At 47.7% G+C, this 14,744-nt stretch carries 11 protein-coding genes; 6 read left to right on the top strand and 5 right to left on the bottom strand.

Features of this window, described 5'->3' with window-relative positions; translation table 11 throughout:
• The first annotated feature begins 88 nt into the window (after positions 1 to 88).
• Positions 89 to 1,009, top strand: a complete 921-nt coding sequence (locus ACYJZR_RS11840) for a LysR family transcriptional regulator (RefSeq protein WP_079853822.1) — start codon at positions 89 to 91, stop codon at positions 1,007 to 1,009.
• A gap of 48 nt (positions 1,010 to 1,057) precedes the next feature.
• On the opposite strand, the gene ACYJZR_RS11835 is transcribed toward ACYJZR_RS11840, so the two are convergent.
• The 4 genes from ACYJZR_RS11835 to ebgR form a co-directional block, all read right to left on the bottom strand.
• On the bottom strand, positions 1,058 to 2,491 hold the full coding sequence (locus tag ACYJZR_RS11835) for an amino acid permease (RefSeq protein ID WP_005456559.1): 1,434 nt from the start codon (positions 2,489 to 2,491) through the stop codon (positions 1,058 to 1,060).
• 78 nt (positions 2,492 to 2,569) lie between these two features.
• Positions 2,570 to 3,022: a beta-galactosidase subunit beta gene (locus ACYJZR_RS11830; protein WP_020835434.1), complete on the bottom strand. Its 453-nt coding sequence runs from the start codon at positions 3,020 to 3,022 to the stop codon at positions 2,570 to 2,572.
• 3 nt (positions 3,023 to 3,025) lie between these two features.
• A complete protein-coding gene (gene ebgA / locus ACYJZR_RS11825) occupies positions 3,026 to 6,124 on the bottom strand; it encodes a beta-galactosidase subunit alpha (protein WP_406966181.1) in 3,099 nt (1,032 codons plus the stop codon).
• A 347-nt stretch (positions 6,125 to 6,471) separates the two neighbouring features.
• Positions 6,472 to 7,458, bottom strand: coding sequence for a transcriptional regulator EbgR (gene ebgR, locus ACYJZR_RS11820; protein WP_025591165.1), 987 nt, complete (start codon positions 7,456 to 7,458; stop codon positions 6,472 to 6,474).
• 379 nt (positions 7,459 to 7,837) lie between these two features.
• On the opposite strand from ebgR, the gene galE reads away from it, so the two are divergent.
• The 4 genes from galE (at position 7,838) to galM (ending at position 12,338) form a co-directional block, all read left to right on the top strand.
• A complete protein-coding gene (galE, locus tag ACYJZR_RS11815; protein WP_406966183.1) occupies positions 7,838 to 8,857 on the top strand; it encodes a UDP-glucose 4-epimerase GalE in 1,020 nt (339 codons plus the stop codon).
• Positions 8,858 to 8,941: 84 nt separating this feature from the next.
• On the top strand, positions 8,942 to 9,994 hold the full coding sequence (locus tag ACYJZR_RS11810) for a UDP-glucose--hexose-1-phosphate uridylyltransferase (RefSeq protein ID WP_025441493.1): 1,053 nt from the start codon (positions 8,942 to 8,944) through the stop codon (positions 9,992 to 9,994).
• A gap of 109 nt (positions 9,995 to 10,103) precedes the next feature.
• Positions 10,104 to 11,264, top strand: a complete 1,161-nt coding sequence (gene galK / locus ACYJZR_RS11805; RefSeq protein WP_406966185.1) for a galactokinase — start codon at positions 10,104 to 10,106, stop codon at positions 11,262 to 11,264.
• 9 nt (positions 11,265 to 11,273) lie between these two features.
• Positions 11,274 to 12,338 carry a galactose-1-epimerase gene (galM, locus tag ACYJZR_RS11800; RefSeq protein WP_406966187.1) on the top strand — a complete coding sequence of 355 codons (1,065 nt, stop codon included), beginning with the start codon at positions 11,274 to 11,276 and terminating at the stop codon, positions 12,336 to 12,338.
• 73 nt (positions 12,339 to 12,411) lie between these two features.
• Here the strand turns inward: galM and ACYJZR_RS11795 are convergent, their stop codons facing one another.
• Positions 12,412 to 13,437, bottom strand: coding sequence for a LacI family DNA-binding transcriptional regulator (locus ACYJZR_RS11795; protein ID WP_006742407.1), 1,026 nt, complete (start codon positions 13,435 to 13,437; stop codon positions 12,412 to 12,414).
• 212 nt (positions 13,438 to 13,649) lie between these two features.
• Here ACYJZR_RS11795 and ACYJZR_RS11790 point away from each other — a divergent pair, with 212 nt between their 5' ends.
• A complete protein-coding gene (locus ACYJZR_RS11790; protein WP_024699377.1) occupies positions 13,650 to 14,720 on the top strand; it encodes a cellulase family glycosylhydrolase in 1,071 nt (356 codons plus the stop codon).
• Positions 14,721 to 14,744: the final 24 nt, after the last annotated feature.

Raw genomic sequence — 14,744 nt, 5'->3', positions numbered from 1 at the left:
ATTGTTGCTAATTTATCGGATGCTCTAAAATGACTCAAATTGATAGATTTAATTTCATTTATGAATGAAATGGGATGAAGGAGTTGAGGTGAAAGAGGACATTCAGTGGCGCAACATTGACTTGAACTTATTGGTGACGTTTTCCTACTTGTATCGACATCGAAGCGTTAGCGTCGCTGCAGAGAAAAATTACGTTAGCCAGTCGGCGATGAGTCATAGTTTGTCTCGTTTAAGGTTGTTGTTTGACGACCCGCTTTTTGAGCGAAAAGGACACAAGATGGAGCCCACCGAGCACGCTCACCACATCGCGCCAACCGTGCATCATTTGCTGGACTCTATCGCCAAAGACTTGCTCACTAAGTCTGCCTTTCAACCTGAAAATTACGCGGGTGTATGTCGCATTGGGTTAACGGATTATGCCGAGTTTATTTTTGCTCCTCGGCTTTATGACGAAATACGCCAGCGCGCACCAGAGGCGCAGATCAGTTTTATTAACGTCAATCGTAGCAACTACGTGGCATTGACTGAGCACGAAAAGCTCGACGTCATTATTGGCAGCATGCCGGTGTTGGATGACAATTTTGAGAGCTTGTACTTGTACACGGAAAAACACGTGTGTATGTGTGATAAACAGGTATTGAAAGGGGAAACACAGCTATCTCTGGAAGCGTTCGCGAACATAGAGCAAGCTCTGGTAAGTCCCGATGGGAGCTTAAAGACACAAGTAGACCAAAAGCTCGCAGAACATGGCTTGAGCCGTAAAGTCACCGTGGCGTCGCGCAACTTTCTCACTATTCGGCATTTATTGAAAAAGCGCGATCTCATTGCCATCGTGCCAGAAAAAATGGCGTTGGCGGAGGGCTTTTCGGACGATCTCATTACTATTAAGCCGCCGATCGCCGTTGCGGATTTTGATATTGCCATGCTGTGGCATTCCAGCCGAAACAATGAAGACAAAGGCATTTGGCTACGCGAGTTGGTTTCTTCGACCATCACCTCTCACATATAAAAAAGGGCACCAAAGGGTGCCCAGAATGTTTGTCATTGAAAGTCTGTGTTATACCGCTTGCGAAGCTGGTGCGGCTTCTTTTATACGCTCTTCCTGATTCAATGATTTTTCGTATTGGCTGTACTTCCACCAAGCAAAGCCAAGGAAAATCACGATACCGCCAACGTTGTAGAAAATGATGGTCATGATGTCGGCCCCAGTAGGGAAGGTCGATGCTAAGAAACCAACCGTAAAGATAGCGATCAGTACCGATACGGTAGCGATGCCCATTTTGCGTGAGCCCATTTTGAAATCACGCTCGACGTGATCCAGTTTCAAGCGCAGATTCAGGTATGCCAACATGATGAACAGTGGTGGCAGCATCGAGGCGGCTGCCGTCATGTTGATTACTGTATTCATCAGATCTTGAGCGGTGTTAGAACCTAATGTTGGGATGATCATCAATGGGATAACGATAAGGAACTGATACCAAGCTGCGCGAGCTGGTACGCCGTTTTCGTTCAGCTCTACGGTTTTCTTACCAAAAATGCCTTCTGGAATCTCAGAGAAAAAGATTTTCACTGGCGTTGCTGTCCACATCAGTAGAGAGCCAAACATAGCAGTGAAGGATACCAAGCCTACGAAGCGGTTCATCAATATTTCTGGCAAACCAAAGTACGCAGCCAAACCTTCAAATACTTGTACCGAGCCGCCCGTGTATTTTAGGGTTTCGCTAGGAACAAATACGTTAATCAAAACAGACGCGACTGAGTAAAGCACGCCGATAAAGATACCTGCGATGATGATGACTTTAACGAACGATTTCGAGCCGCCTTTTACATCGTTTACGTAAACCGCGACCGATTCCGCACCGCCTGCCGCCATAAAGATCCATGTAGTAATGCCTAAAAATGCCCAGCTGAAATCAGGGATCATCGCTTCTACGGTAATTGGATCAGCCGGTTCTACGCCGCCGATCAACGCAGCGCCAGCCAGTAAAATGTACGACATTGTCAGTAGCAGCATTAGGGAGGAGGTCACCGACGTAATTGGCCCCAACATTTTCGCGCCGTTTGTCGATACGTAGGTTGCAAACGCAAACAAAATCATACTGAGCACGGTAGTGGTGAATGGAGTCAGAATGTATTCATAGCCCAAGAACGCGTAAGACGCATAAGCGATAACACGCGGCAGCAAGGACGTGAAGAAGAATAGGTTAACGAACCAGTAAGTGTAGGCAGAGATAAACGCCCAGCGACCGCCAAGTGAGCTTTTTACCCATGCGTAGACCCCCGCTTCAGAATCTTTATTCAGAGATACGAATTCTGCGATGATCAAACAGAAAGGGATGAAATAAAAAATGGTCGCCAGAAAGAACATTGGCGCAGACGCTAGACCGATCTCGATGTTGTTATTGATTACGTTATTAAAGCTAAATACTGCAGCAAAGGTGAGGGACAACAACCCGAATTTGCCTATCGTATTACGTTTGGATTCAGACATGTTCTATCTCCGGTGAATCACGTTGGAATTGTAGGGAGGAAGGGCTTGTAATGCTGTGACCACAGCCCTTCTCTTGTTTTATTTATTTAGGAAGTAGCCATCTTCGATGGTCACTTTGAGCACCACTTTTCTTACGCGGTTGTCTCCATGGAAGCGGTACGCTTCACTGTTTTCAAAAATCGCCACTTGGCCTTCGCAAAGCTCACGTGTTTCACCCTGACCAGAAAAAAATTCGCGGTCGGTTTCATCACGATAAGCTTGTTCTAGTGTCAAAGCGGTTTTATCCGCGAACTCAACGGTTTCTCGGCCTTCGAGGTAGTAATGCACATCGAAGTAACGACGGTTACCGATGAACGTTTCGGTTTGTTTCGCGATGCCATCTTCAACCATGTAAACCAGTGAATCGCCAATCGAGTGCATCACGCCATCTTTGATGTTACCGATGTTGCCAATGGCTTCCACACAGCGGTTCCATTTACGACCGTTGCGATATACCTGTTTGAATTGCTCTAAGCTGTCTAACACGATCATGGGTTACGCCTCGTTGACTGGTTGAGTATTGGTTTGAGTGAAAAACGCGTTGTCGAAATCATGGTTTGCCATCACTTGTGCGTTGCAATCGCCTGCTTGCAGTGGCATCAGCGTCAAACCGTAACGGAACTCGTCCATGTACACGCGGTAAGAGTCGAGCACTTCGCTGCCCCATGAGTTCGAGCCTAACCCCATCACTTGATGGTCAAGGTTAAGGGTGATGTAGCCACTCTTTTCTAGCTCGATCGTATGTTGCGCTTGATGCAGGTTTTGGTTGGTGTAGAACCACGCGCTGAAGTTGATTTCTTGCTGAGGTTTCACCAATAACCCTGTGCCATGACGGTTGGTGAGTGAGGCCCATCGCACGTGTTGGCGGTTGCCATTGTTTTGCGGGAACGGGTAGTTCTCGAACATGTCCGCCACGTTGGTGTGGTACAGATCGATGATGTTGGCTTGGCGGCTGTCTTGATAGTTCTCTTCAGGGCCGCGACCGTAGTAACTCACTTGATCAAAGCTGCAGTTAATGCCTAAATCCAAGCCAATGACCGGAATCACGTGAGGGTAGTCGCCGTAGCGCTCGCCACTCAGTTCCACATTCAAATGGCCTTGAGCATTGATTTGATAGCGGTAGGTACAACGCATGCCAAAATCAAAGACCGGCGGCGCAACAATGCTGCTGGTGGTGATCAGGATGGCATCTTCGCTCGCTTCCACGCTCAGCGTGCGGAAGTGTTCCTGCATGATTTGCAGATGCGCAGGGTGCCACAACCCTTCGTACTCTTGTTTGTGGTTATCAATCATTGGTTTGAAGAAGTTCAATCTTGGTTCAGATTGAATGATCTCTTCGCCATTTACGCGCCAAGAAGTCAGCTTGCCTTTTACTTTGGAGAAAGTAAGCGTGAAGTTATGGCCTTCAATTACGAGCTCCAAACGGCTTTCGTTAATCACCAAAGGTTGTGCGTTGCGATTGATGAACGCAGGTGCAGACGCGGTCTTTTCTTTCAGTTGGAACTGATACACCGCAATTTCATGGTTGGCTTCGCTGTAAAGCGTGCGACTGTCTTTGCGTACGGTGAAGTTCACAAAGGCTTCGCGCTCATCCAATTCTGGCAAGTCGATGGTCACTTCACGTTCGCTGTTGGCGACCAAAGCTTCTACTTTGAATTGCACGCTTCGCAAGGTTTCACCTTCGGCACGCACATCAGCAGTAATGGTGTAATCATCGAGGCTGGTGAACCACAATTTGTTCTCAACGATAAAGCGGTCATGGCAACCTTCAACGGCGCGGATTTTCACTGGCGCAATCACTTGTTTGTATTCTTTCAGGCCTGGGCCTGGGGTTTGATCTGGGTAAATCAAACCATCCATACAAAAGTTGTAATTGTTTGGGTAGTCGCCATAATCGCCGCCGTATTTGTAGAACTCTTGGCCGTGCTCATCACGCGCTAGAATGCCGTGATCACACCATTCCCAAACGTAATGACCTTGAATGTGGTCGTGCGTATAGAACACGTTTTGGTATTCCGTCAGACCACCCGGCCCGTTCCCCATCGCGTGGGCGTATTCGCAGATAATGCGTGGCTTCTCGTGTGGGTGCTCGCCAAAGTAATTCATTAGTTGTGCGCGTGAGTACATCGTCGAAATCACATCGACGACTTCAGCATCGCGGTCTTCTTCGTAGTGAACCAAACGGGTGTCATCAATTGCTTTGGTCGCGGTATACATCGCACGGATGTTACAGCCATAACCCGATTCGTTACCGAGTGACCACATGATGATAGAAGGGTGGTTCTTTTGCGCATGAACATGACGCACTGCGCGATCGACAAACACTGCTTCCCAAGCAGGATCATTGGTGATACGGCTCAGGTCGCCAACGTTGGCAAAGCCGTGGGTTTCCACATCGGTTTCTGCCATCACAAACAGGCCGTAAATATCACACAAATCATAGAAGCGCGGGTCGTTCGGGTAGTGTGCGGTGCGAACCGAGTTGATGTTGTGTTGCTTCATCAAAATCAGATCTTTTTCCACGCGGTCCATGCCCACTGCGCGACCTTTTAGGTGGTCGTTGTCATGACGGTTTACACCATGCAGCATTACGTATTGATTGTTGATGTAAAACAGGCCATCGCGAACTTTGATGTCACGGAAACCCACGCGTTGTGGGATCACTTCCACTACGTTGCCTTGGTGATCTTTTAAGGTGATGAACAAGTGGTAAAGGTAAGGATTTTCTGCTGTCCAATGCGTTGGGTTCACCATATCAATCGCAAAGCTTGTTGAGTGGTGGTTTTGGATAGTCAGTGAATCGCATTGACCACTGGCTACGACAGTGCCTTTGTCATGCAGCGCGTATTCCAGCGTGTAGCCAGACGCGATAGCGGTGGAAAGGTTTTCCAATTCGACTTGAGCACTGAGCGTCGCACTTTGGTAATCGTCGGCGAAATCGGTGCGAATTGTTAGGTCTTGGACGTGAACCTGCTCTTTGCCCACAAGGTAAACATCGCGGAATATCCCCGCCGTCCACCACATGTCTTGGTCTTCAATGTAAGTGGAATCGGCCCACTGCATCACGCGTACAGAGAGCAAGTTTTCGCCTTGGTGTGCGTAGGCAGAAATGTCGAACTCCGCAGTAAGACGGCTGCCTTTGCTAAAGCCGACGTACTCGCCGTTTACGTACACTTCAAAGTAGGTTTCCACGCCGTCGAACTTGATGATGGTTTGTTGGTTATCCCACTGTGGACCAAGTGTAAATGTGCGTTGATAAGCGCCCGTTGGGTTGTCGGTTGGTACAAACGGGACGTCGATCGGGAATGGGAAGCCTTCATCGGTGTATTGCAGATCGCCGTGGCCTTCCATTTGCCACATGTTTGGGACGGTAATATGTCCCCAGTCGTTCATTGTTTGTGAGTAAAACTCATCAGGTACCAACATTGGGTTGGTGAAATAACGGAATGTCCATTGGCCGCTGAGCAACATAAAGCGGCGACTCAGTTCACGTTGAAAGGTTTGTGCGCTCTGAACAGAGTCGTAGGAGAAAAAGTACGCACGCGGTGCCATACGATTCTCGTGTAAGTGTTGGAAGTTTTCCCAATTGTTCACGTTTTGATCTCCCCTCGGCTTGGTGCGCTTATGTTGGAGTGCGGATTGGTTTCATCGCGGCTCAACATCAGTGCAAAAATAACGGCCGATGTATTGTGAAAAATGCTTATGAATAATCTGAGAAAGATATTAGTAAAAGTTTTACTAAAATAAATCAGTGAAAACGTTTTACTTTAACTTGGTCACGTTTTAAATGACCAATGTTGAGCAAGATGTGATCAGCGTAAAGGAATGAGATCTAGATTGTTTTGGAAAGTAAAAACAGTAAAAATTCGGTAGAAAATAAAAGAAGAAATAAAAAAGCACTGAAAATTCAGTGCTTTATTTGAACAGTTTTGAGGGTGTTTTTATCGAGTTGTGCCGCGTAGCTTGAGCTTGCTTGGAACGTACACTTGAAGGGGCAGTGCGCGTCCGTCACGGTATTTTTCTACTAACAAGTTCACGCCTTGAATCCCCATCATTTCAGAATGAATACGAACGGTAGATAGAGGAGGGAAGGTAAAGCGCGCGGTAGGAATGTCGTTCACGCTGATCAGCGCAATATCATCAGGAATGTTTAAACCAAACTCATGCACTGCTCGTAACACACCAATCGCAATGGAGTCCGAAGCAATGAACATCGCTTTTGGGAAATCGCCTTTGGCCAGCATCTCTTTCGCTAAGTCATAACCGGACAAGCTAGAGAAATCGCCACGATAAATGTCGTCTTCAGAAACCACACCTTTTAGACTGCCGTAGTCCACAAACGCATTTTCACGAATGTCTGCGGTGTTGGGCTCGTCTTGTCCACCAATAAAGCCGATGCGTTCGTAGCCTTGTTGTACAAAGAAATCAACCACTTGCTTGCTGATTCTTACAAGGTCGATATCAACGCAATCGTAAGGGCTAGTTGGATCTGAAAAGTCGATGTAACAGATGCTATCGGCTAGGCGTTTAGGTAACTTATTGACCACCTTTTGGTCGACTTTCCCGACTAAAAGGACACCCGTAATCTTTTGCGTTTCAACATCAACTTCGCTGTTGTAGCAATTGGTTAGCGTAATGCCGAGTTTGTCGCACTGAGTTTCAATCCCATGACGAATCGACAAGTAGTACGGGTCATTCACTTCTGCTTCTTGTTTGTAATTGTACAAGGCCAAAAAGTGATGTTTTTGCTTGGCTTCTTTGGTGGCTTTCTTCGAACTGCTGGTGCGGTACTCCAGCTTTTCTGCGATTTCTAAAATGCGGCGTTTGGTTTCTTCTTTAACGCTCAACGTCGGATCGTCATTCAAAACTCGCGATACGGTTGCAAGTGAGACGCCCGCTTCAGTGGCGATATCTTTTAGTGTTGCCATGTACATTTCCCGTTGGCATTGCTCACAGTCCAAGTGAGAACTCAATAATCTGGCTATTGTAAACAGCTACTTAGGGATGCACAAACTTTTAGTAAAATCGCGCGATCCACGAAAGAGAGCGGTATCTGCTCGACTCATCTTCATTGCTCATCATCTTCCTGGTTTAATTTAACTAAAGTCAGCATCTAAAATAAGGATTTTGTGTAATTTTGTGGAAACGTTTACACAATTTGAATTCGATCACGGATCTGGATCGAGATTGGTTGCTAGACTTTTAGCCAGTTAAGAAATGGGCGTACTGATTCGATGCAATGGCGATTGGCTTTTAGCGCATCAGAGTGAGGTATGAACAGAAAGCAGCAAACGTGGAGAAGCAAAAGTGAAAGTTCTTGTCACAGGCGGTATGGGATACATCGGTAGTCACACTTGCGTTCAGATGATTGAAGCGGGAATGGAACCTATCATCGTTGATAACTTGTGTAACGCCAAACTGGAAGTGTTAAACCGTATTGAAGCGCTGACTGGCAAACAGCCTGCGTTCCACCAAGGTGACATCCGTGACGAAGCCTTTTTGGATACGGTATTCGCGCAACACGACATCCAAGCCGTGATCCACTTTGCTGGCCTCAAAGCGGTTGGCGAATCGGTGGCAAAACCACTTGAGTACTACGACAACAACGTCAATGGCTCATTGGTGTTAGCGCGCAGCATGCGTAAAGCGGGCGTGAAAAACATCGTATTCAGTTCATCGGCAACGGTTTACGGTGACCCTGAAATAGTGCCGATCACGGAAGATTCACCAACAGGCGCAACCACCAATCCATACGGACGCAGCAAATATATGGTGGAGCAGTGTTTAAGCGATCTGTTCCATGCTGAAAACGACTGGAGCATCACCTTACTGCGTTACTTCAACCCAGTTGGCGCGCACCCATCGGGCTGCATGGGGGAAGACCCACAAGGCACTCCCAATAACCTGATGCCATTTCTCGCCCAAGTCGCTGTTGGCCGCCGAGAAAAACTCGCGGTATTCGGTAGCGACTACCCAACACCTGATGGCACTGGCGTGCGCGATTACATCCATGTGATGGATTTGGCCGACGGCCATATTGCGGCATTGAAATCGGTGGGGGAAACATCGGGTTTGCACATTTACAACTTAGGTACGGGTAAAGGCTCGAGCGTACTTGAGATGGTGGATGCGTTCGCGGCCGCTTGCGGTAAACCAGTGCCTTACGAGTTATGCCCGCGTCGTCCTGGGGATATTGCTGAATGTTGGGCAAGCACGGAAAAAGCTGAGCGTGAACTAGGCTGGAAAGCAACACGCACGGTGGCTGAAATGACCGCCGATACGTGGAACTGGCAGTCAAAAAATCCCAATGGCTATTCCCCTGCGTAGTTTACGTCGCCGCATTATTGTCTGCACTTTCCAATTCCATTGAGAAATGCAGATGAAAGAATTCTTAAAAGTTGAGTAAGTAACATGTCGAATGTCGAATTTAACCCAGTGGACCATCCACACCGCCGTTACAACCCTCTGACTGGGCAATGGATTTTGGTTTCACCTCACCGTGCAAAACGCCCTTGGAGCGGCGCAGATGAAAAGCCCGCATTGGATGAGCTACCAAGCTATGACGGTAAATGTTTCCTTTGTCCAACTAACGAACGTATCTCTGGCGATGTTAATCCAGACTACCAAGGCACCTATGTGTTCAATAACGATTTTGCTGCGCTGATGGTGGATTCACCAGATGCACCGGAGTCAAACAACCCGCTATTCAAAACGCAAGGTGTGCGTGGTTTGAGCCGAGTGATTTGCTTCTCGCCAGATCACAGCAAAACCTTACCGGAACTACCAGTGGATAAAATTCGCGGCGTGATTGATACATGGAATGAGCAAATTGAAGAGCTCGGCAAAGAGTACGTTTGGGTTCAGGCGTTCGAAAACAAAGGCGAAACCATGGGCTGTTCTCAGCCTCATCCGCACGGTCAAATCTGGGCGAACAGCTTCTTACCAAATGAAATTGAGCGTAAAGAGCACAACCTAAAAGCGTACTACCAAGAGCACGGCAGCAACTTGCTGGTGGATTACGTGCAAGCGGAACTCAAAGACGGCTCACGCATCGTGGTGGAAACTGAACACTGGCTGGCGGTGGTACCTTACTGGGCTGCTTGGCCGTTCGAAACCATGTTGTTGCCGAAAACGCACATTCGTCGCATGAGCGAACTCAGCGATGAGCAACGAGACGATTTAGCGCGAGCGATTAAGAAGCTGACCAGCCGTTACGACAATTTATTCCAATGCTCTTTCCCTTACTCGATGGGCTGGCACTACGCGCCGTTTTTTGACGAAGGCACAGACATCGACCATTGGCAGCTTCATGCACTTTTTTATCCGCCACTACTGCGCAGTGCCACGGTTCGTAAGTTCATGGTGGGCTACGAAATGCTGGCAGAAAGCCAACGTGACCTCACCGCAGAGCAAGCGGCGCAGCGTCTGCGTGATGTGAGTGATGTCCACTACAAAGAATGCTAAGTCTTTAAATTGGACTGATTACGAATAACGGGATAGCGCGACTTTACAGATAGAAAGTTAGGCTCAACGCGCTATCCCACACAAATTACTATTTTAAGAGAACGTCCCTATGTCTGAACTTATCCAAAATGTGAAAGCGTCATTTGAGCAAGTGTTGGGCTACGCACCTAGCCATATTATCCAAGCGCCTGGTCGTGTGAACTTGATTGGTGAGCACACCGATTACAACGATGGTTTTGTCCTACCGTGTGCCATTAACTACCAAACGGTCGTGGCGGCGGCAAAGCGTGAAGACAATATCGTGCGTGTGGTGTCGGTCGATTACGGTAACGTAGTGGACGAATTCGATATCACGCAAGCCATTACTTTCCAGCAAGATAAAATGTGGGCGAACTACATTCGCGGCGTGGTGAAGTGTCTTCTGGCGCGTGGCTACCAGTTTACTGGGGCGGATATTTCAGTCAGCGGCAACGTGCCTCAAGGCGCGGGTTTGAGCTCATCGGCGGCGTTGGAAGTGGTAATTGGCCAGACGTTCAAAGTGCTGTTCAATCTTGAGATCAGCCAAGCCGAAATTGCGTTAAACGGTCAGCAAGCTGAGAACGAATTCGTCGGTTGCAACTGCGGAATCATGGATCAAATGATTTCAGCGGAAGGGCGTGAAAATCATGCGATGTTATTGGACTGCCGTAGCTTAGAAACGGAATCGGTTTCCATGCCAGAAGAGATGGCCGTCGTGATCATCAACTCGAATAAAAAACGTGGTTTGGTCGACAGTGAATACAACACTCGCCGTCAGCAATGTGAAGAAGCGGCGCGCATTTTCGGTGTGAAAGCGCTGCGCGATGTGACAATTGAGCAGTTCAACGAGAAAGTCACTGAGCTAGATGAAATGGTGGCAAAACGTGCCCGTCATGTCATCACAGAAAACGATCGTACTGTGGAAGCGGCGCAAGCGCTGCGAGCACACGACATGAAGCGTATGGGTGAGCTGATGGCCGAGTCTCATGCCTCGATGCGCGATGATTTCGAAATCACGGTGAAAGAGATCGATACGCTGGTGGAGATAGTCAAAGAGGTGATCGGCGATCAAGGCGGCGTGCGCATGACTGGCGGTGGCTTTGGTGGTTGCATCGTGGCCCTTGTACCGCCAGCACTGGTTGATGACGTGAAAGCGGCAGTTGAAGCGAAGTACCAAGCAGCTACGGGCTTAAAAGAGTCGATTTATGTTTGCCAAGCCAAAAATGGTGCGGGTTTGGTTGAAGTGCTGTAAGGAATGATGATGAAAGCCTATTTTCAACAACTAGAACAAGCGATGGCGCAAACGCCGTCGTTTGATGACCAAACTGCGAATCTGATTCATTTGACCAACGCGAATGGTATGACGGCGTCGTTTATGGATATCGGTGCGACATGGTTGAGTTGCACATTACCGGTAAATGGTGAAAACCGTGAAGTGTTGTTGCGCTCACCAAATATGGCTGAACACATGAAGCAAGACGCTTACTTCGGTTCCATTGTTGGCCGCTTTGCTAACCGAATTGCGAAGGGGCAGTTTGAGATAGACGGAGAGAAGTATCAACTTGGTATCAATAACGGTGAAAACTCACTGCACGGTGGCCTAGAAGGGTTTGATAAACGCCGCTGGAAGGTTGAAGAGCAAAATGATCAACAGGTCACATTTTCACTTCGCTCCCCGGACGGTGACCAAGGTTATCCGGGAAACCTCGATGTGAAGGTGACGTACACGCTCACTGACGAGAATGAACTAGCTATCGCCTATGATGCTAAGACCGACAAAACATCACCAGTGAATTTAACCAATCACGCCTACTTTAACTTGGCTGGAGAGGCGAGCCGCGCGAAAAGTTTGGATCATACTTTACAGCTTAACGCTGGGTATTATTTGCCAACAGATGCAGGGTTAATTCCTACTGGTGAACAAAAGCCAGTTTCGGGTACCAGTTTCGACTTCACCGAGCCAAAATCGATTGGCCAAGAATTTCTTGCCGAGCAAGATCAGAAAACCGCTGGTGGCTACGATCACGCCTTTGTATTCATGCCTGAAGTGACCGATGGCGTATCTGTCGCTGCGGTTTTAATTGCACCAAAAGAAGATGTGGTGATGAAGGTGAAAACCACCAAGCCTGCCATCCAGTTTTATTCAGGTAATTTCTTAGCCGGTACGCCAGGTGCAAGTAAAACTTACGAACGCTATGACGGCCTAGCATTGGAAACGCAGTACTTTCCAGACGGGCCAAACAAACCAGAATGGGGACTCAACAATGGGGTGTTGAGCTCTGGGGATTGCTATCAGCATCAAACTACTTATCAGTTTGAATTTTAGATAGCACTTCTACCCTTTGAACTTGCAGCGGCAGCAATGCTGCAACTCCAACGACTTTGGGTGTTATGGTGGGCTACATGCCCACCTTTTTTGTTTTTGTCGAAGAGGTTCGAACGATGAGCTCACCCTCTACTTTGCGTTTGTTAGAAAGCAACGGTTGCCCTTCAATCAGTGCCATCAACGATTCGATTGCGAGTTTACCCATGTCTGAGTAGGGCAGTTCAACCGACGTTAATGCTGGGAAGCTTTCAGAGGCGATTTGCTGATTATCGTAACCGACAACGGCAACATCCTGAGGAATCTTCAACCCCAACTCCGCTATCGCTTGGTAGCACCCCATTGCCATATAGTCGCTGCCACAGAAAATCGCTTCTGGCGGCTGCTCCATATTCAGTAGTGCCAGTGTTTGCTGGTGCGCTTCTTTTAGCGACCAGTTTGCATCGACTAAATACTCTGAGTTAGGAATGATGTCTGCATCAATGAGAGCCTGACGATAACCATCGGCACGTTGCTTACTGGCTAGCATCCAACTTTCACCAGACAGCATGGCAATGCGACGATAACCTTGCGCTGTGAGGTGTGAAACTGCTTTGTAAGCTCCAATCATATCGGCCGGCAAAATACTTGGCGTTTCGGTGTGTTCTTCGTTGGTGCAGTTCAGCAGCACAGTCGGTAAGGAAGTTGTGACGCGTTGCTGCTCCAACTCTCGCGTCATACTGGATGCGTAAACCAAACCTGCGTAATCACCGCCGTTGATCTCCGACTCAATCTTGCTTGCCAACACTTCATCATGGCTGTAATTGAACGTCACCAATATGTAGTCGTTCGACCACGCTTCTTCTCTCGCTGCATTGATGGCATCGATAAATGGGTCATAACTGGTTAAGCCGTTGATCACCAATGCGATCTTTTTAGGGCGTCCCAAAGCATGGGCAACCTTTTTGTTTTTGTAGCCAAGTGATTCTGCGGTTTCGAGCACTTTACGTTTGGTCGCTTCCGCGATTTTTACGGAAGTTGAGCCATTCAATACCAGCGATACGGTCGACTGAGAGACGCCAGCCGCCGCCGCAATGTCACTCATGGTGATTTTTTTAGCCATTCTGCTCTTTTACTTAATTTCGTTAGCTAAAGATATTAGCTAAAGATTAAGTTCGGATCATCCTTTAAAGATGAAGATCACAAAAGTAAGTCAGAGCAACTTAAAAGCTGTGATTTTCACCACGTTTATTCTTTGAGCACCTAGTCATTAAATTATTAATTAATATATTAGCTAATATTATTAGTTAATAATTTAGCTTTAAGGTGAGTAAGATGAAAAGATGGTCGGAAGAGAAAGCGTGGCAATGGCAAAAAGAGCATGGCTGGCTACGTGGCTTTAACTATTTACCGCGCACAGCGGTTAACTGGAATGAGATGTGGCAAGCGGAATCTTTTTCTCCAGAGGTGATGGAACAAGAGTTAGCTTGGGCGCATGATGTGGGTTACAACACTTTACGTACCAACTTACCATTTATAGTTTGGCAAGCGGATCGCGATGGTTTACATGCGCGAATTGAGCGCTTTCTGGATATTTGCGAACGCAATCAAATCAAAGTGATGCTCACGCCGATGGATGACTGCGGTTTTTCGGGCGACCATCCTTATCTTGGTGAACAAAAAGCGCCAGTACCGGATTTGCACAACAGCCAAGCAGCAGCAAGTCCTGGTCGCAATGTGGTGATGGACAAATCTATGTGGGGTGAGGTCGAAGCGTATATTCGCGACATCATCTCTACCTACAAAAATGACCCTCGAATCGTTATTTGGGATCTCTATAACGAGCCAACCAACCGCATGATTTTCACCACTACGGGTGAGATCGCTTACGACGAAGAAATGGAAATCTTTAGTCATGAGCTGATGGAACAAGCGTTTGAGTGGGCACGTGAAGAAAACCCAACTCAGCCTCTCACCGTTGGCGCTTGGCATGCGCCAAGCATTCTTGACCGAAGCCTGCCGATTTATGAACACCCAACCGATCGCAAAGCGATGGAGCTATCGGACATCATTACTTTCCACGCTTACTTACCACTCGATCTGTTCCATAAAGCCGTTGAAATTGTAGAAAGCTACAACCGACCAATGATGTGTACTGAGTGGCTTGCTCGTCATGCGCAATCGTACATGCACGAACAGCTTCCGGTCTTTAAACAGAAAAACATTGGCTGCTACCAGTGGGGATTAGTGAAAGGAAAAACACAAACGCATCTGCCTTGGCCAGAGATAAAACGTAGCGATGCAAACTATGCGAGTCAATGGTTCCACGATCTGCTTGATGAGCAAGGACAGCCGTATGACGCAAGCGAAGTGCAATTGATAAAAACACTCGCAGAAGTGGATTAATTGCCTGTGAGCCGACTCTGAGAA

Source organism: Vibrio sp. RC2502, from assembly GCF_054850435.1.
This window is presented reverse-complemented; position numbering and strand designations above follow the sequence as displayed.